Source organism: Aquimarina megaterium XH134 (assembly GCF_000520975.1).
GTDB lineage: Bacteria > Bacteroidota > Bacteroidia > Flavobacteriales > Flavobacteriaceae > Aquimarina > Aquimarina megaterium.
On the sequence record NZ_JACB01000003.1, the window covers coordinates 411,960 to 434,186 of the forward strand.

At 31.9% G+C, this 22,227-nt stretch carries 17 protein-coding genes; 10 read left to right on the forward strand and 7 right to left on the reverse strand.

Annotated elements, in window-relative coordinates; translation table 11 throughout:
* Positions 1-2: 2 nt before the first annotated feature.
* On the reverse strand, positions 3-857 hold the full coding sequence (rlmF, locus tag Z053_RS0104630) for a 23S rRNA (adenine(1618)-N(6))-methyltransferase RlmF (RefSeq protein WP_025663871.1): 855 nt from the start codon (positions 855-857) through the stop codon (positions 3-5).
* An 11-nt stretch (positions 858-868) separates the two neighbouring features.
* Positions 869-1,438, reverse strand: a complete 570-nt coding sequence (locus Z053_RS0104635; protein ID WP_025663872.1) for a Crp/Fnr family transcriptional regulator — start codon at positions 1,436-1,438, stop codon at positions 869-871.
* Positions 1,439-1,530: 92 nt separating this feature from the next.
* Here Z053_RS0104635 and Z053_RS0104640 point away from each other — a divergent pair, with 92 nt between their 5' ends.
* Positions 1,531-2,118, forward strand: coding sequence for an HD domain-containing protein (locus tag Z053_RS0104640; RefSeq protein WP_025663873.1), 588 nt, complete (start codon positions 1,531-1,533; stop codon positions 2,116-2,118).
* Positions 2,111-3,277, forward strand: a complete 1,167-nt coding sequence (locus Z053_RS0104645; RefSeq protein WP_025663874.1) for an MFS transporter — start codon at positions 2,111-2,113, stop codon at positions 3,275-3,277. Before Z053_RS0104640 ends, Z053_RS0104645 begins: the two co-directional genes overlap by 8 nt.
* Before the next feature lie 5 nt (positions 3,278-3,282).
* Here the strand turns inward: Z053_RS0104645 and Z053_RS0104650 are convergent, their stop codons facing one another.
* Together Z053_RS0104650 and Z053_RS0104655 are read right to left on the reverse strand one after the other, a co-directional pair.
* Entirely contained in the window at positions 3,283-3,981 is a 699-nt protein-coding gene (locus Z053_RS0104650) for a LytR/AlgR family response regulator transcription factor (protein ID WP_025663875.1), read from the reverse strand.
* A 4-nt stretch (positions 3,982-3,985) separates the two neighbouring features.
* A complete protein-coding gene (locus tag Z053_RS0104655) occupies positions 3,986-5,665 on the reverse strand; it encodes a histidine kinase (protein ID WP_025663876.1) in 1,680 nt (559 codons plus the stop codon).
* A gap of 240 nt (positions 5,666-5,905) precedes the next feature.
* Between Z053_RS0104655 and Z053_RS0104660 the strand changes: the two genes are divergently transcribed.
* The 5 genes from Z053_RS0104660 (at position 5,906) to Z053_RS0104680 (ending at position 12,169) form a co-directional block, all read left to right on the forward strand.
* Positions 5,906-8,305 carry a TonB-dependent receptor domain-containing protein gene (locus Z053_RS0104660; RefSeq protein ID WP_035094995.1) on the forward strand — a complete coding sequence of 800 codons (2,400 nt, stop codon included), beginning with the start codon at positions 5,906-5,908 and terminating at the stop codon, positions 8,303-8,305.
* Positions 8,306-8,354: 49 nt separating this feature from the next.
* Positions 8,355-9,293, forward strand: a complete 939-nt coding sequence (locus Z053_RS0104665) for a PD40 domain-containing protein (RefSeq protein ID WP_035094998.1) — start codon at positions 8,355-8,357, stop codon at positions 9,291-9,293.
* 435 nt (positions 9,294-9,728) lie between these two features.
* On the forward strand, positions 9,729-10,640 hold the full coding sequence (locus Z053_RS0104670) for a helix-turn-helix domain-containing protein (RefSeq protein WP_025663879.1): 912 nt from the start codon (positions 9,729-9,731) through the stop codon (positions 10,638-10,640).
* 133 nt (positions 10,641-10,773) lie between these two features.
* Positions 10,774-11,628: a DUF2911 domain-containing protein gene (locus Z053_RS0104675; protein WP_025663880.1), complete on the forward strand. Its 855-nt coding sequence runs from the start codon at positions 10,774-10,776 to the stop codon at positions 11,626-11,628.
* Between the two features lie 160 nt (positions 11,629-11,788).
* A complete protein-coding gene (locus Z053_RS0104680) occupies positions 11,789-12,169 on the forward strand; it encodes a hypothetical protein (RefSeq protein ID WP_152538255.1) in 381 nt (126 codons plus the stop codon).
* Positions 12,170-12,213: 44 nt separating this feature from the next.
* Here Z053_RS0104680 and Z053_RS0104685 read toward each other — a convergent pair whose 3' ends face one another.
* Together Z053_RS0104685 and Z053_RS27905 are read right to left on the reverse strand one after the other, a co-directional pair.
* Complete coding sequence (locus Z053_RS0104685; protein WP_025663882.1) at positions 12,214-12,915, reverse strand: LytR/AlgR family response regulator transcription factor; 702 nt, start codon at positions 12,913-12,915, stop codon at positions 12,214-12,216.
* Entirely contained in the window at positions 12,912-13,991 is a 1,080-nt protein-coding gene (locus Z053_RS27905; RefSeq protein WP_025663883.1) for a sensor histidine kinase, read from the reverse strand. Before Z053_RS27905 ends, Z053_RS0104685 begins: the two co-directional genes overlap by 4 nt.
* Before the next feature lie 335 nt (positions 13,992-14,326).
* Between Z053_RS27905 and Z053_RS29825 the strand changes: the two genes are divergently transcribed.
* The 3 genes from Z053_RS29825 (at position 14,327) to Z053_RS0104705 (ending at position 20,875) form a co-directional block, all read left to right on the forward strand.
* Positions 14,327-16,234, forward strand: a complete 1,908-nt coding sequence (locus tag Z053_RS29825; protein ID WP_025663884.1) for an ankyrin repeat domain-containing protein — start codon at positions 14,327-14,329, stop codon at positions 16,232-16,234.
* A 63-nt stretch (positions 16,235-16,297) separates the two neighbouring features.
* A complete protein-coding gene (locus tag Z053_RS0104700; RefSeq protein WP_025663885.1) occupies positions 16,298-17,197 on the forward strand; it encodes an ABC transporter ATP-binding protein in 900 nt (299 codons plus the stop codon).
* A 45-nt stretch (positions 17,198-17,242) separates the two neighbouring features.
* Positions 17,243-20,875: an ABC transporter permease/M1 family aminopeptidase gene (locus Z053_RS0104705; RefSeq protein WP_025663886.1), complete on the forward strand. Its 3,633-nt coding sequence runs from the start codon at positions 17,243-17,245 to the stop codon at positions 20,873-20,875.
* A 94-nt stretch (positions 20,876-20,969) separates the two neighbouring features.
* Here Z053_RS0104705 and Z053_RS29830 read toward each other — a convergent pair whose 3' ends face one another.
* Positions 20,970-22,052: a M57 family metalloprotease gene (locus tag Z053_RS29830; RefSeq protein ID WP_025663887.1), complete on the reverse strand. Its 1,083-nt coding sequence runs from the start codon at positions 22,050-22,052 to the stop codon at positions 20,970-20,972.
* Between the last annotated feature and the right edge of the window lie 175 nt (positions 22,053-22,227).

The window sequence follows — 22,227 nt, forward strand, 5'->3', positions numbered from 1 at the left end:
ATCTAAAATTTCCAAATAATAAAACGGCTTTTTTTATTACCCTGCTCCATTGCAATGGTAGTATGTGTTGCTTTCAGTTTATCTAATTGTTTCTCTAATTTCGGTAAGTGTTCTTTTTTAGAAACGAGACTTGTAAAAAAACCTACTTGTCTGGCAAAAGCAACGCTTTGTTTGATCATTCGTTTTAAAAATAAGGCTTCACCACCATTACACCAGAGTTCATTGGCCTGCCCTCCAAAATTAAGCTCATTATGTTCTGTAATACCTAAATTCTTTAACTTTCTAAGTGTTCCCCTAGAAGCTTCTTTTTGCGAAGCATGAAATGGAGGATTGCACATCGTAAAATCAAAGAATTCCTCGTTTTTTATAATTCCTTCAAATATATTCGCATTGTTAGTCTGGTGCCTTATTTCAATAGTATCAGTCAGCTGTTGATTTATTTTAATATTATTTTTTGCAGATATCACCGCGTTTTCATCAATATCTGCTCCTACCATATGCCAATTATATACTTGTGCGCCCAAAATAGGGTAAATGCAATTAGCACCCATGCCAATATCTAAACCCTTTATTTGGGTAGTACCTCCTTCTTTTGCCAGCATATCAGCTAAATGATGTATGTAATCCACTCTCCCCGGAATAGGAGGGCAGAGATAACCTTCTGGTATACTCCAATCCTTTAATCCGTAATGATGTTTTAAAAGAGCTTTATTTAGTTCTAAAACTGCTTTTTGGTTAGAGAAATCTATGGTGCTGTTTCCAAATGTATTGATAAATACAAAATTTTCTAATGCATTGTGTGTGGTAGTGAGTGTCTCAAAATCATATGGTTTGTTATGAATATTATTAGGATGCACGCTTACTTAATTTATTGTTTTTTCTCGTTTAATTTCATCAATACCCTGTTTAAACTTCTTAAAGTAATCCCCATATAATTAGCGATATCTTTTTTAGAAATCACTTCGGTAAGCTCTGGAAAAGCTTCTTTAAGCTTTAAAATATTATTTTCTATGGTATAGGATTGCTGGTAAGAGTGTCTTGGAGCTTTATACCCAATTTTAATCGCCATTGCTTTCATAACTAACCGGTTAAATCTTTTATCATGCTCTAATAAGTAATTAAAATGAGTATAAGAGATTTTATAAACTTCCAACCTCGTGATGGCTTCAATACTACAAAAACTTAGTTTACCACTAAAAACTTCTAATTCTCCAAACTTCATTCCTTTACCAAGGAATTCCTGAATAAAATCTTTTCCATTCTCATCAGATAAATAACATTTTGCAATACCTTCCTTAATAATAAAAACCGAAGCGTATCTTTTTTCTTGCTCTATTATTTTTTGTTTAGGCAGAAACCTTTCTTCAAAAAAATAATTAATATCCAAACGACAAAGAATATCTATATAATCCAATAATTCCTGGTCTGTTCTTATCATTTTTTGTTCTAGGACATTTGTCCTTTTTATTTAACATTACAAATTATTTCTTTGAACCCAGTAAAATTATACAATAAAAAAGGGATAAAATAATGCAAATGGAAAGATTATTAAAACAAATAGAATTTATTAAAGAAATCGATAAAATAAAATATATACAACGCCAAACCAAATTATTTAACAGTGATAGACGCGAAAATGATGCAGAACACAGCTGGCATTTGGCAATGATGGCACTTATTTTAGGAGAGCATTCTAACGCACCTATCGATATTCTCAAAGTTTTAAAAATGGTATTGATTCATGATATTGTTGAAATTGATACAGGGGATATTTTTATCTATGATACGGTAAAAAATCATACGAATACCGAAGAAGAACTAAAATCTGCCAAACGAATATTCGGAATACTTCCAGAGGAACAATCAAAGGAACTTATTGAAATTTGGTTAGAGTTTGAAGAAGGAAAAACTAATGAGGCAAAATTTGCTAAAACATTAGATAGATTCGAGCCTACTCTTCAAAATGACTCTAATAATGGTGGTACATGGCGTGATTTTGATGTTGAATACGAGAAAGTATATGAAAAGACAAAGACCATAAATAAAGGTTCTAATAGCTTGTGGGAATATTCTGAATTATTAGTTAATAAATATTATAAAGTCGTATTGGATGATTAATCAGAAACATTCTATTTATACGATTAATTTTGCATTGATTTGCTTAAGTTCCTTATTCTTTTCAGCGAGCTATAATATGTTAATCCCAGAATTACCTGCATATTTAAGTAATCTTGGTGGGGCAGAGTATAAAGGGTTAATCATTTCTTTATTTACACTTACAGCAGGGTTATCAAGGCCTTTTAGTGGTAAAATTACAGATACAATCGGGCGCAAACCAGTAATGACTATTGGTATAATTGTATGCTTAATATGTGGTTTTTTATACCCTGTATTGACTACTATTTCTGGTTTTCTTTTTTTAAGACTATTACATGGTTTCTCTACGGGTTTCAGTCCGACAGCAATTTCTGCGTACATAGCAGATATTGTTCCCAAAGAACGTTGGGGAGAAGCTTTCGGAATACAAGGTTTATGTTTTGGAACAGGCTTGGCTTTGGGGCCAGCTCTGGGGAGCTTTATTAAAATGCACTATTCTTTTGACGTACTATTCTATAGCTCTTCGCTAGTTGCTTTCATAGCCTTCGCGTTAATAGTTAATGCAAAAGAAACGCTAAAAAACAAACAGCACTTTAATAAATCTATTCTCAGGATTTCGAAAAATGACATCATTGCTATAGAAGTTCTGCCGTCGGCGATTGTAACGTTTTTATGTTATATCGCTTTTGGAGTTATTTTGACCTTAATTCCTGATTGGAGTGATCATTTAGGAATCATGAATAAAGGAACATTCTTTATTGTTTTTACTATTTCTTCTTTGTGTATTCGATTCGTTACAAGAAAAATATCAGACAATTATGGAAGAAAAATTATCATTATTATAAGTCTTATCGTTTTGTTTTTGGCATTAATTCTCATAGGACTTCTAGATACGACTAATGGATTACTTATTGCAGCAGTTTTCTACGGATTAGCAATGGGAGTACTGTCTCCGACATTAAACGCCTGGACCGTAGATATGAGCGACCCTAATCATAGAGGGAAAGCAATGGCTACAATGTACATTGCGCTAGAAGCCGGTATTGGTTTGGGAGCTTTCTTTTCTGGATGGTATTATCAAGATGTAATTTCTAAAATTCCACTCATTATGTATGCGTGCGCATTTATGGTTTTTATAGCATTTATTTATATGATATATAAACTTAAAGAGAAGTCATAAAAATATTAAAGCCATTTTGCTTTTATATCCTTATATTTTGTTCTTCCGATAGGAATAAGCTCTCCATTTTTTAATTCTGCAATATACTTACTACCCGATTTTACAATAATTTCTTTTATCTCTGATATTTTTATCAAATATGATTTATGAATACGTTCAAAAGTATCTGGTAATAATTGTTGAAGTTTTTCAAGAGATTTATCATGCAATTCTTTTTTTCCGTTAGTAAGGAATAGTTCTGTATATGCACCTGCACCTTTTATAAACAATATATCTTCGATAGGGATCAATTGTATTCTCCCTTTTTTCTTAACAGCCAATAGTTTGACCTTATGGGTTTCTGTTTTTTCTTTTGATAAAACTCTGTTAAAGGCTTGCTCTAATCTACCTTTGCTAAATGGCTTAGGTACAAAGTCTAATACTCCATACTCAAAAGCTGATATTGCTCGTTCACTATTTGCAGAAATGATAACAGTATGAAATGATTCTGAAACTGCTGTGCCAAGGATGTCAAAACCATTTTCTCCATTAAGGTTTAAATCCAAAAGTACTAGATCGAGCGAATTACTTTTAATAAACTCCAGTGCTTCAGGTAGTGCTTCTACACGGTGCAACGAGCCTAGTGTGTTTGTAAAGAATTCTCTGGTCATTCTTTCGATTCTCTTGGCTATTCTGGCTTCATCTTCAACTATTAAGATATTCATAGGGCTAGTGGTCTATTTTTATACTGTTTTTCCAACCATTTGGTATAGCTTCAGAAGAAAAACTCCATTTCGAAGCATAGCTTTCTGTTAGTCTTGCTTTTATATATTTAATTCCGGTACCTTCTATTACCTTTTTTTCTGCATCTCTCACTTTGGCAATCGTTAAAAATGTATAGGTTTTATAAGTATCACCGGTTTCAAAAATTAATTTGAATGTTATACTATTATTATCATTAGGAAGGCTATGAGTTATTCCATTTTCTAATAAGGTATGTAGTATTGCCGGAGGTATTTTTTGATCAGCATCTATATTTTCTTCTTCCCAATGATATTTTATTTCTTTTCGATACTCCATAATATTAAGATGTGTACGGCATAGTTCTATTTCCTGACCAATAGGAATTAAGGTTTGATTTTCTATTTGATTAAAAAGTTTAAATTCCTGAGCCAGTGCTTCTATAAAAGCAACTCCTTTTTGTGGTGATTCTTCAACCCAATCTATCAATGAAGTTAGTGTATTCATTAAAAAATGTGGTTGAATATTCTTTTTTAGTAATTCTAGCCGAAGGCGAGTAGATTGTACCAAAGATTCTTCATAAGCGAGTCGTTGCTCTTTTGTTCTCACAGAGAGGATATAAAACATTCCTAGAAGGATAATACCAAAACCTGCAAAAAGACTGATATCATAATAAGTAATAGCATTTATGAGGGCACATATGAGCAATGCCAATAGTACTATGACAGCTCCTTTCATTCTTTTGTAGATCCCAAAAACCACTATTCCAAAAGAAAAAAACCACATGGTCATAGCCATGTTATAAGCAGTATAATCATGATTTTCATGTTGTATGGAAAATACAAATATCAGAACACCAATATATATGTATAAAATCATCTTTTGTCTAGGGAATGGAAATTGCAAAGAAAAATATAGTGGTGTCAAAATTGCAATAATAAAAGTTAGAACTCCTATAATTTCCAATCGAATATGATGTTGACTATAATGAATAGGAATATAGAATTTAACATATTCCATCATAATTAAAGCAAAAAAGAGAAAACAGTTAATGCTAAAGATTAGGATTGGATATCCTTTGTTTTCGCTTAAAAAAAGGAAAAAGAAATATAGCGAAGCTAATAAGAATGCACCCGCAAAAATATGCATAAAAGCTGTATTGATAAGCTCGGATCTTACCAAGTGATCATAATCATCTACATATACATAAAGTTTTCTCGAATGATCAGGATAATAATATAGACTAGTTCGTAATGCCAGTACGTGAGATCCTTTTGTTGCTAAAGTGTCAGGGATGCCAAAAGTCGCCCATAGCTGACCAGACGGATCATGAGTAGTTTCTTGTCCCGGGTTTCCATTTTCACCAATGAGTACCCCGTCCCAAAAGACATCGTATTCTCCAAAAGTATTTATAAATACTCCATAATGCTGAAATGATTCGGGGGACTTTGTAATTTCAACCTCGGTTCTGGACCAAAAAACTTCTCCTTCCGTTACATCTGCTTTATTTTTCCATTGCTGGTCATTCCAGTTTTTGGTAGCCCATTCTGGGCGATCTCCTATTTTATATCGAGAATCGTTGGTTTTAGAAACACGATCTCTAGAACAAGAACTTACTAGCAGAACAGTGAATACTAAAAGGAAATAGTGTAATAATTTAAAATTCATGTATTGTAAAATAGTATCAAGTAAAATTAACTTAAAAACAGGACTTCTTAGAGTTGTTCAATCATATATAGAGCAGTTGATGAAAAATACCTTGAAAAGATACAGACTAAAACCGAGTTTTACTCTATCAATTAAAAATCGACAGTATGTGATATACCATGACCTATTAGATTAAAATGAAAATCTAAATGAATATTGGTAATTCCATCTGATAACTAAAAAAACAAGTACGTAAAACAGATGAGACAAAATTTAAAAGCCTTAATACTAGTTTGGTTTTCAATAACCTGTACTATGGCACAACAATCAAAAACAGGAAAAGCAGAAGTTACCGGAAAAGTAATTGAGAACGTGACAAATGAATCGTTACCATTTGCATCAGTAGTTTTAAAAGATGCAACACAACAATTAGTTGAAGGTGTAATCACCAACGAAGAAGGAGTATATACCATTTTGGATATTCCTGTCGGAAATTACAATTTAGAGGTAACATATACCGGGTTTAAAGGACATTCACAACCATTAGAAATCAAAGAAAATCGTCAGAAAATAAATCTAAAACCAATCCTGTTATTAGAAGAAACAGTTTCGCTTGATGAAGTAAAAATTACTACCGAGGTATCACAAGTTTCTTTACGTTTAGACAAAAAGGTATTTAAAGTGGGTAAAGATATATTATCACAAAGTGGTTCGGTTACAGATGTATTAGGTAATGTACCATCGGTTGCAGTAGATCCATCAGGAACGGTACAATTAAGAGGTAATGCTAATGTTACTATTTTGATTAATGGCAGACGTTCTGGTTTAACATCTGCACAGGCATTAGAACAAATCCCTTCTGATAATGTAGATCGGGTAGAGGTCATCACTACTCCTTCTGCAAGGTACGATGCGTCTGGATCGGCAGGGATCATCAATATTATTCTTAAGAAGAATACTAAAGGAGGGCTAACAGGGCAATTAAGAGGTGTTGTGGGAACCCCAGATGATTATAGATTATATGGTAGTTTTAGCTATAAAGCAGAAAAGTTTAATTTTTTTGCTAATGCCGGAATTCGATATACAGATTATGAAGGAGAGTATACCAAACAACAAAGATCGATTAGAAATAACACCACTGTATATTTAGACCAACGCGAGGATCAGGACAGACATGATGATGGAAAACTAATTTATGTTGGAGCAGATTACTATCTAAATAAAAATAATTCGATCACAGCTGCTTTTTTTAGAAATCAAACAGAAGATACAGATGAAACGAAACTTACTTATGGGTATACTTCAGCTACGACAGCAATCGATAGTATATTAACTACGCTAGGAAACTCTAAAGAAAAAAGATCCTATAACCAACTTGAAATGAATTATACCAAAACCTTTGCAAAAGAAGGAAGGAAATTAACTTTTGACCTACAGTATGATTTTTGGGATAGTACAAAAAAATGGAATGTTCGTACTCAAAAAGAGACTCCTATAATGACCCCAATATCAAATTTGAGAACAAAATCTACAAACAAAAATAATGATATTGTTTTACAATCTGACTTCGTAACTCCTTTTGGAGAAAAAACAAAATTGGAAATCGGAGCCAAATTTGAAAACAGGCATGTAACCGATGGATTTATTGCCGAAGAACTTGTAAATGATAATTATCAATTATTAGATAATCTGGATAATGAGATAGCATATGATGAACGAATTATTGGAGGGTACGTTCAATACGGAAGTAAGATTGGTAAGTTCAGCTATTTACTGGGGCTACGAATCGAAGATACTAATATTAAGATCAAAGATGAGGAGGGTAGTTTTAATAATACTAATACGTTTACTAATTTGTTTCCTACATTAAACTTAGGATATGCTATTGGTGAAAACACAAATTTTCAGTTAAGCTATAGTAAAAGAATAAACAGACCATCACTATGGCAGTTAAATCCATTTTCTGAGCTTGAAGATTTTAACGCTCGATTTTTTGGTAATCCAACATTAAAATCTGCATTTACAGATGCTGTAGAGCTATCGCTTTTGCAAAAAGGAACCAAGTTCACCATAAACCCAAGTATTTACTATTCCTATACCACAGATGACACACAATGGTATACTACTCAGAATGATGATGGTGTTTTTGTAAGTACTATTATCAATTTAGATTTAGAAAAACGATATGGTTTTGAACTTTCGGCGTCGTACAATCCTTTAAAATGGCTCAGTTTTAATGGAGATTTTAATGCCTATCGCTTTGACCAGGAAGGTATAGCTGGCACACAAAAACTTGACTTTTCTGACGAAACATGGCAGACTTCTTTAAGTACTAGAATAAAACTTAAACATGGGATTTCAATTCAAAGTAGATTTAATCACCAGGGAGAAAGAGGTAATGCTCAATCCAAAAGAAAATCAATTTCTTATTTAAATCTTGGGGCAAGTAAAAAACTATTTAAAAATCGTGGAAACTTAATTTTTAATGTTAGTAATGTTTTTGATAGTCGTAAAACCCGAGAGGAGATAACTGGAACAGATTTTTTTGTAAACCAGATGAGAAGTCGTAATGGTGCGAGATGGTCATTGAGTTTTGTATATAAGTTTAATGGTAAATCCGGACACAAAACCAGACGAGTACAGCGAAGTAATAGAAATTAATCGGATACATAACTATATTATTGTTTATGTAGTACAAAACATTATAATAATGAGAAATTACAACTTTATATTTTTAACACTTGTATTTGCACTATTTTTAAATGCTTGTAATACTAAAAATCATAAACCAAAAGGTGATGATTTACTAACTACAGAAGTATCTTATTTTGGTCAAAAACCTCCAGGCTTAATTCCTGAAATTTTTGCTCCTGGAATTATTTCAATAAATGGAAGATATGAACATGGTATTTCGTTTTCTCCTGATTTGGATGAAGTATATTTTTCAGCTAATAAAAAAGACGAAGATCCAAGTATATATTTTTCAAAATTCGAAGACAAAAAATGGACAAGTCCTAAAAAAGCAAACTTTACAAAAGGTAAAAAAGTTGGCGAAATGCATCCATTTGTTAGTCCCAATGGTAAAAAGATTCATTTTGCAGCTCATGACTCTTTTACATCGCCTCACCATAAAGAATCAGTTAAAACTTGGTATGTAAACCGTTTTGAGAATTCCTGGAGTGATGCTATACAGCTTGATTCGCCTATAAATGAAGATTTTGTTTTTTATTCGAATGAAGCGAAAAATGGAGATCTTTTTTATACCAATGTATCAAAACGAAAAATGTATTATGCGCCTAATAAAAATGGCAAATTTCCTCAAGTACACGAAGTTGGAATTGAATCTGGTTTTCATGGTTTTATTTCCCCGTCTCAAGATTTTTTAGTGGTAAATGCTAGAAACAAAGAAGATGATCAAAGAAAAAGCGATATATATGTCTATTTTAAGAAGAAAGACGGAACATGGACAAAACCAATTAACCTTGGAAATGAAGTAAATTCTAATTTTGCTGAAACATGCCCTAGTATTACTCCAGATGGTAAATTTTTATTTTTTGGCAGATATAACGAAGAAGGAGGATTATCAAACTTTTATTGGGTAAGTACAGAGGTTATTGATAAAGTACGACCAGTTGATTTTAAGAAATAATCATGAATTTAGTACATATACTTTGGATACTCTAATAATTGTACATGCATTTTTGGTAACTATGTGTAAGAAGTAGAAGCAGTAAAAAAGCATTATGAATTTGATAAGTATAAAGAATGAGTAATGCAAATAAAATAAAAATGGTGTTCATGTTCTATATTTTTTAGGTAGAATAATATGATATATTTTTAATTACTATATTTTAAAATCATTTTATTAGTAAGTTTGTTTTTTATCTACTATAAAAATGGAGTTCTATATTTATTTCCTATTATTTAGTGCTTTACATGGTTTTGTGTTGGCTTTGATGTTGTTTTTAAGAAAAATAGAAGTAAGGCTAACGTAATATTTGGAACCCTTGTAGTATTATTTTCTCTATACTTACTTGAAGTTTTTTCTCTATATACAGGATTTATACAACAGTTTCCACAATTGATGCTCGTTACATATCCAACTCTATTTTTCATTGGACCATTCATTCACTTATATCAAAGAGCAATATTTGGTCATAAATATTCATTGTTTAGAAAATGGTTTATTTTAGGAATTCCCATACTAATATACCTTCTTTTTATCCCTTACTATCTGTTAGATAGTACTATCAAAACAACTTGGAGTCCTTTTGGAGGTAGTGAAGAATACAAGTGGCTTGCAAGTTATTTAAAAATATTTTTAGACTGGAAATTCTTTCTTGGATTTACAATTGTTTATACTGTCAAAACATACTATGATGCTTATAATAGTACTTTATCAGATATAGGTAACTCTGCTACTATGCAGAAAAAGTATAAGTGGTTCAAATTATCTTTGCTTGCCTTTATAATAATAGTATGCACAAATCTTATTTTTATAATTTTTGACTATGGATATTCAACTGTTTTTACTTTATTTTTAGCAATTTCTATTCATATAATTGCATATGGGGCAATCATTTATTCTAATGTATTTGATCATAAAGATCCAAAAGACAATATTAAATATAAAACCTCACCATTAACTGAAGTACAGATTATAGGAATCAAAAATAGATTTAATGATTTTTTGGTAAATGAAAAACCATATTTAGATGACTCATTTAGCTTAGAATCTGCCACAAAACTTCTTAATATACCTAAACATCATTTATCCCAAGTAATCAATCAAGAGTTTGAATCTACCTTTTCCAAAATTATTAAAGATTATAGAGTAGAAGAAGCGTGTAAACTTTTAGAGTTAGATGCTCAAAATGAAAAAAAAATAGCTACGATCGCCTATGAATCAGGATTTGCAGATGTATCCACTTTTTATAGAGCTTTCAAAGAATTAAAAAAAATGTCTCCAAGTAATTATAGAGAATCTTTATTTTAAATATATAGCATAATCGTATTGCAATTGATTAATTGCAACTTTTTTCACTTCTCGTTTTACTTTATTTGACTCATAATTTATCAATTACTATAAATAAATAATTATGATCAAGTATGTTTTTTCCCTAGTAGTTATGTTCTATTTTTTAAATACCCATGGGCAAGTAGATCCTGTTCAAAATGATTACTACCGGTTTAACAGACCCACAACAAGCCTGCGTGCAGAAGTATCACAAAAAATTGGATTGAATTATATTAGGGTTAATTATGGCCGTCCAAATGTAAAAGGGCGTAAGATATTTGATGGTCTGTTACAATACGGAAAAATATGGCGTTTGGGTGCAGATTATGCTACCATATTAGATTTACAAAATGAATATATTATTGCAAACGATACGGTTTCTAAAGGTAAATATGCATTGTATGCAATACCTCATAAAGATCATTGGCAGATTATTCTTAATAAAGATACCGAAGGATGGGGGCAATATACCTATGATAATACACTTAATGCGTATGAATTTAGAGCTCCTTTAGAAAAAGCTCCCGAGTTTACAGAAACACTCACAATTGGTTTCATGAATACATCTTTAAATCATGGTGAAATTTATTTTCAATGGGAAAATATCAGGACAATATTACCTATAAAAGTAAGTATAAAACATAAAGAAATGATAGAACGAGATATCAATATTGCCCTAGGTTTGGATACAGTTAATGTAGCTTATAAGTACTACCTTGCTTCAGAATATTACTTCTTGGAAAAGAAAGATTATCCTAAAGCATTGGAATATATTCGAAAAGCAATTGAAGGAGATATTAAATGGTTTTATTCATATTTTCTTGAAGGAGAAATTCTGGCAGCGATGGGTAAATATAAAGAAGCCGTTGAAGCAGCAAAAAAAGGGCTTGGTCCGTCTAAAGAAAATAACCCAGAATGGCATTGGAAACTTAATAAGGCTATTAAGGAATGGGGAGAAAAAAAATAACATTCTAATTACAAAATGGTTTCATAGATATTTTAATATAATCAAAAAAACAGCACAAACTTGTTAAAACTCGATTCAATCTTGTCGTTTATCACAAAGCATCGAGAGCAACCGCTTCTGTTATTAAATTTGAAGAGATATAAATACAAATTTTACAATCATGAGAATGCCTTTTTCAGAATTTATTACTAGTGGAGATTTAAAGTTCGTTGTTGCTTTTTGCATATGTACTGCTATAGCTGGGTATCATTTTTTCAAAAAACTAAAAACTAAAAAGGATGAGAAAAACCAGGAATTGATAAAGCATCACAATCTAAAAATTGGGGCTGTTGCTTTTTGGGTACTTATCCTAAGTGTTTTGTCTTTATTATTGGGGCTGATGCACAGTTTCTATTTTATTGGAAAAACGGGAGGAATTGCACCAGGATTAATCTTTCAAGGGATATCTAATACATTAATTACTCCTGTGTTAGGGATTTGTCTATATATGGTTTGTAGAATTTTGCATGGAATGAGTAATTCTAATCTATCAACATCCTAATTGCTCTTATGAAACACATAATTTTGTTTAACCTGTAGCGATTATTACTTCAATAACTGAATAATATTTGTTTTATAGATTTTCCCAATAGGAATAACATCATTACCAATAGATATCCTATTTCCTTCAATACTTTTAATGTGCTTTACAGCTACAGCAAATGATTTATGGACCTGTAAAAAATAATCTTTGGGCAATGATTCTAGCAGATCAGAAATTTTCTCTCTAACGGTTATAGTTTGGGTTGTGGTGATTACTTTGGTATAATTTCCTGCAGCTTCCATATATTGAATAGTATCAATAACTACTTGTATATACTTTTTGTTACTATGAAGAAAAATTGTTTCTGCTGTAGTACTATTTCCAGCTACTTCGGTTAGAGGTTGCACTCTAGTAGTGGTGCTTACCGCCTTGTTTACTGCTTTTAGAAATCGCTCGAAACCAAAAGGTTTTAGCAGATAATCAGAGATGTTGAGCTCATAACCTTCTAAAGCATATTCCTTATATGCTGTAGTTACAATAACTTTGGGAGGGGAAGGTAATGTTTTTAAGAACTCGAAACCTTTTAATTTTGGCATGTTGAGATCCAGAAAAATTAAATCTACCTGATTTTTGTTTAAGTATTCGAATGCTTCTAATGCATCATAGCAATTCTTCATCAATTTCATATTGGGTAATAAATCACAATACCCTTTAATAATATCATGAGCTATATGTTCATCATCAACAATTAAGTATTTGATCATAATTGATTTAGTATTAGTTGCGCTTTATAAACATCTTCAGTTACGGTATACGATATAGAATGTTTCTTAGGATACACAAGTTCAAGTCTTCGTTCCAAATTATTTAAACCAATTCCTGGTTGTTCAGTATTTTCTGATGGATCAAAATTATTCTCAACTTCAAAATGTATTTCATTTTCTTTGGCAATCATATTAACATCTACATAAGCATTCTCTCTTAAATTTTCTACACCATGCTTGAAAGCATTTTCTAAAAGTATAATAAATAGTAAAGGCATCACTTTATATCCTTCATTTTCAATCTGGAGATTAAAATTAACTTTTATTGCTTTATGATAACGCATCTTATGCAATTCTATATAATTTTTTAGATATGATACTTCTTCTTCCAGGGTAACCACATCTTTTTGGCCATCATAAATACTATATCGCATCATATCAGACAGCTTAAGAATCAATTCTTTTGCTTTTTTTGAATCTTTATCTACCCAACCGTATAAGTTATTAAGCATATTAAAAAAGAAATGTGGGTTGACCTGGCTTTTTAAATGCAATAGTTCGGTTTTTGCTTTTTCATTTTTTAAAGTTAAAATCGATTTTATTTGTTTGAAAACCCATCGAATTGTTAAAAAAATGATTAGTGGAAAATAGATGAAGACTATAATAACCAATACATCATTGTTCTCATATTCTTCGAGTAATATCAAAATCCTTCCTCCACCAATTACAAAAGACCAAAAGACTATTTTTTTTATAACCGATTTAGAAATAGTGGGAGCTCCTTTTTTCTGGAGGTAGTAATTCCTGATAAGTATTATTCCAAAAATTAAAATATAAATAAATAGTAAAGTAAAAACAGTAGTAAATACGGGTTGATTTGGGTGAGATTCAAATATTCCGATAAAGCATGTTAATCCCGTTAGGAATGTGGTGATTCTAATTTCATTTTTTGACCATAGTCGAGAGGAATTTCTTTGTTTTTTTCTATTGAATAACCAGGAGAGCAGTAAATATCCAATACTACTAACTGCCAAAAAAACGAATAAGGTACCTGTAAGCTCGATACCCGAAGCCATACAGATTATTCCTATAAACCATAAAAAAATGGATATCCCAAGGGAGAATATCGTTCGTCTATATTTTCTAAATAATAACATCATATACCCAAAACTAGGGTAATAAAATGGTACAACCAAAGAAGTTGATAAACATACCTTATACAGGTTTCAACTTCGAGAAAAGTGTGATGAAGTCACTTAATACCTGTCAAAAGCCTTTGTGTCCCTAATCAAACCAAGCTTATCACATTTATCATAATACTACTTGGTTTGACTATTATGTTTGATCAAATAATTCAATCAAAATGAACAGTCTTACAAATACTAACCATTATAAATTTCATTCATACATTATGAGAACACACGTATTTAACTTTGTTTATTCTTTCATACTACTACTAATATTTAGTACGGTCACCACAGCTCAAGAGCAAATTCCCAGTGACAGTATCCTAGGAAACTGGGATGGTAATATCGTTATTAATGAAAATAAATCAATTGGTATTATCTGGCGTTTCGAAAAATCAGATCAAGGTAAACTAATTGGTTTTATGGGACCAGCTTCTAAAGGAGTTGCAACATTACCAATGCAGCATATTGTTATTACCGATACAACACTCGGTTTTGAAATACATTCTGAAGGAAGCTATTCTGGTCAAATTTCAGAAAAAGGAATTACAGGTATCTGGAGTTCTAAAAGTGGAAAACAACTTACTTTAAATATGACTCGGGAATTGACCGAGGAACAGATTAGGAAACGATTCAATACAACCAAAACGGTTAAAAACTCAAATGATATCCATCAAAATATTAAACTCGGTAATGTAGAAGCTGTTAACATTTTTTTAGATAAAGGTAATGACATTAATGAGAGGTATGATAAAGGATATACGTTGCTTTTGTATGCTATAAAAAACGATAGAACTCATAAGATCGCCAAGTATTTATTGAATCGTGGTGCGAACCCAAATTTAGTTTCTGATGGTATTACACCATTAATGTATGCGGTAGCATATAGAAACTATACAATTATTAATGAACTCATCGATCATAAAGCAGAAATCAATTATGTGAGCAGTAAAAAACAAACTGCACTGGCAATTGCCATTAAAAGCAGAGATAAAGAAGCGGTTAAAGTGCTACTAAATCATGGAGCAGATCCCAGTATTAAAATCAATAATGAATACACAGCTATCGATTTAGCAAAAGAAGATAATATCAGAGACATTTTAGAAGTATTGAAAGTACCTTATAAAGAGCCTTCTGATGGCCCTTACGTAACCGAATCTGAAACAGAACGTATTGCTGTTTGGATAAGTGAAGGAAAAAAACACACCAAAAAAATCAGCAATAAAACTCCTCATGTTATTGAATACAATGGGATGAAAGCAACTTTATGGGATAGTAATCCTGCCGAAGTAGAAAAACTAGAGTACAATGGTAAATTTAAAATTGCTGCTATTAGTGATATTCATGGGCAATACGATGTATTTATACAATTATTACAACGTAATGGTATTATCGATAAGAATCAAAAATGGAACTTTGGTAATGGTCATGTTGTCGTTACTGGGGATATTTTTGATCGAGGATCTCATGTGACCGAAGTACTATGGTTTTTGTATGACTTAGAAAAACAAGCAGAAAAAAGAGGAGGAAAACTACATGTATTATTAGGAAATCATGATGTAATGGTTCTTAATGGAAATTTACGCTCTGTGCATCCTAAATACAAGGACATTGCAAACATACTAGGTAAACCTTTAGCATCTCTTTTTGCTAAAGGCAGTGTTCTGGGAGATTGGTTAAGAACACGACCTGTTTTGGTTAAAATAAATAATCTTCTATTTACCCATGGCGGATTTCATCCGGATCTCGTATCAAAAGGGGTTTCAATCGATCAAATCAATAAAGAATTTAAACAACAGTTGGTAGTTAGTGAATTGCCCGAAGCACGTAATGATCTCGGCACTTTTCTACATAGAAATAATGGTCCTATCTATTATAGAGGGTATTTTCAGGGAGAACTGGCTACTACAAAACAAATTGATCAATTACTACAACATTTTGCGGTAACACATATCATTGTTGGCCATACTACACATAGACAGATTGAAACACGTTACCAGGGAAAAGTAATTGTGATTGATGCAAATATGAAAAGTGGAAAAATGGGTGAAATTCTATTGTGGCAATCTGGTGAATTTACTCGTGGAACCCTTTCTGGTGAAAAACTCCCTATGATATCTGAAGAAAATTAATAGCTAAAAATAACATAGCACTGTATATCTCATTTAACAACTTCAATCAAAAAACGAACAATTATGGAATTAGTCATAAAAAACTTAACAAAGACATATAAAAACGGAGTAAAAGCCATTAACAACCTAAGCCTCGAAATAGGTACGGGAATGTTTGGATTATTAGGACCTAATGGTGCAGGGAAATCTACACTAATGCGAACTATTGCCACACTTCAGGAAGCAGATGAAGGTACAATCACTTTTGGGGATTTGGACGTATTAACTCAAAAAAATGAATTGAGAAAAGTATTAGGGTATTTACCACAAGAGTTTGGAGTATATCCTAAGGTATCTGCAGAAGTATTACTGAATCATTTGGCGGTACTTAAAGGATTGATAAATACTAAGGAAAGAAGAGAAGTGGTTAAGGCACTTTTATATAAAACGAATTTGTACGAACATAGAAAGAAGAATATGGGTGGTTTCTCTGGAGGAATGAAACAACGTTTTGGTATTGCGCAAGCATTACTTTCTAATCCAAAACTTATCATCGTAGATGAACCTACTGCTGGTCTTGACCCTGCAGAAAGAAACCGATTCTATAATTTACTAAGTGAGTTAGGCGAAAATACGGTTGTCATCCTTTCTACTCATATCGTTGATGATGTTAAAGAATTGTGTACAGATATGGCTATTGTTAATCGGGGAGAGGTGCTTCTGAAAGGAAATCCTGTACATGCTATCGAGCAATTAAAAGGCAGGGTATATAAAAAGATAATTGAGAAAAATGAATTAGAGAGTTACAAACAGCATCATGTGGTAATTGCAGAAAAATTCTTGTTAGGTAAACCCATCATTCATGTCCTTAGTGATAACGATCCGAGAGATGGATTTATACCTATTCAAGCAGATTTAGAAGATGTGTATTTCTCACAGATTTTTGGTGGAGATCAACATCAAAATGCATTACCATTATTATAAAAACAGATCTAATATTTTTCATTTCAATCTAATTTCAATAACATTATGTGGTACGAAATACTAAAATTCGAAATAAAGTACAGAGCCAAACGCCCTGATACCTATATATACTTTGCGATTGTGTTTTTATTTTCAATTGTAGCGGCGGATGTTCTTATGGATAAGAATTCTAGCTCCTTAGGTACAAACTCTCCTCTGGATATAGCAAGAATAATGGCAATTGTCTCAGCTTTTTTTACAATGATCACTTCTATGATTATGGGAGTAGCTGCTTTAAGAGATTTTGATCATAATATGGAGTCTCTGATGTTTATAAATCCAATCAAAAAACGAGATTATCTAATCGGGCGTTTTATTGGGTCATTTATTATATTATTATGTATTTTCAGTGGCTTGCTTTTTGGACTTATGCTAGGTCAATTTATGCCATGGCGAGACGCAGATATTATGTTACCTTTTAATTTCTGGCATTACTTACAACCCTTCTTATATCTGGTTATACCTAATATATTCTTTTGCGGGGCAGTTTTCTATGTTGGAGGCGCTTTAAGTCGAAAATTAATGGTTGTGTATATTCAGGGGGTATTTTTGTTAATGGCGTATATCGTAACGCTTACATTATTACAAAACCCAGATCATCGTTTTTTTGCAGCTCTTCTCGACCCATTTTCTTTTCAAACTATTAGTATAGTAACTCAATTCTGGACCAAAGCAGAAAAAAGTACATTAATGCTTCCTGTAGAAGGAGTACTGTTATATAACAGGTTGTTATGGATAGCAATAGGGATAATTACTTTGGCAATAGGATATTATAAGTTTAATTTCAATTTGATTAGAGGTAAAGCTTCAAAAAAGAAATTAATTGCTATTTCTGAGGAAGAAAATAAAACTATTGTAAGCAATACGAATAGTCTGGTTCCAAAGGCTGACCTATACTTTGGTACCAAAGCCAGTATATTTCAATTTTGGAAGCACGTTTTATTTAATTTTAAATCAATTCTCAAAGAAACTTCTTTCTGGGCCATTGTTTTATGTGGGGTGAGTATAATATTTATCAATTCTATTAATTTAGGAACCTCTTATGGTGTTAATAGTTATCCTGCCACATATATCATAGTAGAAGAACTTCAGGAACTATCGATATATTTCTTCTTAATGATTCTTTTATTTTATTCTGGAGAACTTGTCTGGAAAGAGAGGGACACGAAATTAAGTGGTATTTATGATGCTATCCCAATGTCTGATTTTATCAATTTGGCTGGTAAATTTATTGGACTTATGCTCATATATGTAGTGTTAATGGTAACTCTAATACTTTCAGGTATTGTTTTTCAAACTCTTAGTGGGTATTACAACTATGAATTGGATGTATATTTTATAGGATTTTTTATTGAAATTTTCCCTTTTCTTATTCTTTTAACATTTGTTTCCTTTTTCTTCCAGGTGCTAACAAACCATAAATTCCTAGGACATATTATGGTTGTTATCTTCTTCTTTGTTGCTTTTATTTTATTAGAAGTATTAGAATTAGATCATGGATTATACACTTTTGGTGCGGGTGATTTAGGAACATATTCAGATATGAATGGTTACGGACATTATCTATGGCCCTATATAAGTTTCAAAATATATTGGATATTATTTTCTATTATTCTGTTTATTGTTGCTGTCATCTTTTCGGTGCGGGGAACAGAAACACAAATGAAAAAACGTTGGAAACTAAGTAAACAACGATTGACAAAACCTTTGATAAAGCTAGGAACCGTTACTATTTTAATCTTTATCTTATTAGGAAGTTACATTTTTTATAATACTAATATTCTTAATGAATATTCATTTCCGAAGGAAGAGAACATGTATAGAGTAAATTATGAGAAAAAACTTAAGCATTTTGAGTATTTGCCACAACCAAAAATTGTAGATGTAAACCTAAAAGTAGATCTTTTTCCATCTGATAGAGATTATACGGCAGAAGGGTATTATGTATTGACTAATACTCATGATACAGCTATTAATGAGGTTCATATTCAAAAACTACCAAATTATCAGGTAGCAATCGAATATATCAAATTTGAAAAAGGAGCTACCATAAATAATGATAATGAAGAGTATAGTTATTATATCTATACATTAAATGAACCTCTGAAACCTGGAGATTCTCTTAAAATGGAGTTTAAACAAACATTTACCACAAATGGTTTTGTTGAGAAATCAGGCACAAGAATCATTTATAACGGAACATTTTTCGACAATTTTCATTTTCCAACATTGGGATACAATAGAAGCCATGAATTACGTGATGATGATGAGCGTAAGAAACATGGCTTGAAACCCAGAGATAGAAGAGCCAAAATAGATGATCCATATGCAATTAAAGAAGGGTTGTCTAAAGGTGATGGAGAAGAAATTAATTTTGAAATAGTTATAGGTACTGATAATGATCAAATCGCTATTGCTCCCGGGTATTTACAGAAAAAATGGAAAGAAAATAATCGTAGTTATTTTCATTATAAAATGGATAAACCCATGTCTAATTTTTATTCTATTGTTTCTGCCAGGTACGAAGTATTAAAAGATAAGTGGATGCCTACTCATGATAGTTTGGGTAATGCCGTTGATCTTGAAATTTATTATCACAAAGGACATGAGTATAATTTGAAAAGAATGATGAAAGGAATGAAAATGTCTTTTGATTATTTTAGTGAGCATTTCGGACCATATCAATATAAGCAAATGCGAATATTAGAGTTTCCTCGTTATCAGACCTTTGCCCAATCTTTTCCAAACACAGTACCTTTTTCTGAAGGGATCGGATTCTTGTTGAAGATTGACGATAAAGATGATGTAGATATGGCTTTTTATGTAACTGCACACGAACTGGCACACCAATGGTGGGGCCACCAGGTAAATCCTGCATCTGTGCAAGGAAAATCAATGATATCTGAAGCTTTGGCACAATATTCTGCCATTATGGTACTAAAAGAGGCTTATCCCGAAGAGAAAGTAAGGCGATTTATTCGAACACAAATGAACCGCTATCTAATCGGAAGGGCAGGAGAGCAAATAAGTGAAACGCCTTTGTCGTTAGTAGAATCTGGGCAAGAATATATTCATTATGGTAAAGGATTGGTTAATCTATATGCATTGCAGGATTATATCGGAGAAGATAGAGTAAATCTCGCCTTAAGAAATTTTATTAGAGATTGGAACAGCTACGATGGCCTATTAAAAACAAAGACAGAAAGATATCCAACTACAAGAGATTTACTTCGTTATTTTAGAGAAGTCACACCAGATAATCTACAATATATTATTGTTGATTTATTCGAAACAGTGACACTATATGAAAATAAAACAACCATGGGAGTATATGAAGAGCTTTCAAAAAATGAATATGAAGTAAACTTAACAGTAGATGTTACAAAATACCGTATTGATAATAAGGGAATAGAAAAATCTATATCGACACAAGATTGGATTGATATTGGTATCTATGGAGAAGGATCTGATGGAAAAGAAGAGTTGATCTATTTAGAGAAACACAAAATTACAGACCAGATAACACAATTAGAGATTCTTGTAAATAAAAAACCTGTCAAAGCAGGTATTGACCCGTTGAGTAAACTAATCGACAGAAAAATTGAAAACAATCTACAAATGCTTACAAAGGCGAAGTAAAATAACAAGATCGTTTGATTATAAAAACAATTAAATTAACCTCTGCAGTATCTAACTGTAGAGGTTAACTTTCTTAGAATTTCAGATTAATAAATTAAAATCCGATTCCACCACCGCCATTACACTGTATTGCAGTAACATATATTGTTGCATAACTACTACCATATTGATTGGTAGTTTTGAGTGTAATCGTATAATTACCGGCTTGATTAGCAATCATAGTTATTATGTGTCCCGGGCTAACATTGGTATCTACATAAAGATTGGGTGAATTAGAAGTGAGTTCATAAGTATCTGCTCCTGGGGATACAGGTAGCATATATGGATCTTGCTGAACAAAAACATTTGTACATATTGTTGGATCAGGAAATCTGGTATATGCTTTTGGTAATCCTACCCAGGCAACTGGATATAAGTATTCTATAGCAGTGATATCACCAGTACTAAAATTGTTTATAGTACAGGCTTGTCCTCCATTCATTACAGATTGTGCATCTGTTCCTGGTGTTCCCGGGATCAAACTTCCAAAAGCCTGATTGGTGTGAGTAATACCCAGATTATGCCCTAATTCATGTTGTACATTAGAGATTCTCATATTTTGGGTTATAGGTCCACCACAAAAGACATTAGATGCAAAATCAGGATTTATCCATATTCTTACCCCCGGCAAGCCGTTAGCTGTAGGAAATTCTCCTCTTCCAAAAACATTGTTAGCCAAAGTAACACTAGGATCTTGAGAATCATACATAATTCGAATGTGTGCATTAGCTGTAGATGCTGTAATATTTAAATTGAGGCTAGAATTAAGAGCATTCCAACGATTAATAGCAGCTGTAGATGCATTTCTCCAAGCCAAATTCATTCCCGGATTTATATATACATTAATATTACTAATCGTTACAGAGTTAGGATGTCGTCTTTGTTTAGTTACAGGGTCTATTGATGGAGAATGGTATTTTTTGTTTTTGTAAAAAACAATATCTCCATCAACCAAATAATAGCTCCCTTGATCTTCAATAACGTTTTCTGAAAACCCTAAGTTAACTATGGTTTTAAAGACAGAATCGTTTCCATTTTCTACCAAATTTTCGTTGTCTGGTAAGCTATCTTTTGAACATCCAAAGAGAAGGATGAAAAGGTAGCTTAAAATTAATAGGTTTTTTAATGAGTTTTTCATTTTAAGAGTATTTTGGTTATGCCTTACTTTGTTTTTAGGAGTGTTCAGGTCAAATTATTCTCCTTTTTCATAAAAATACTTACTAATATTTATTTTATTTCGATTAAGTATCCCAAATACTTTTATACTTCTAAAAAAATAGGGGGATTTACCTCTTTTTTTAGAAGTAGATTTT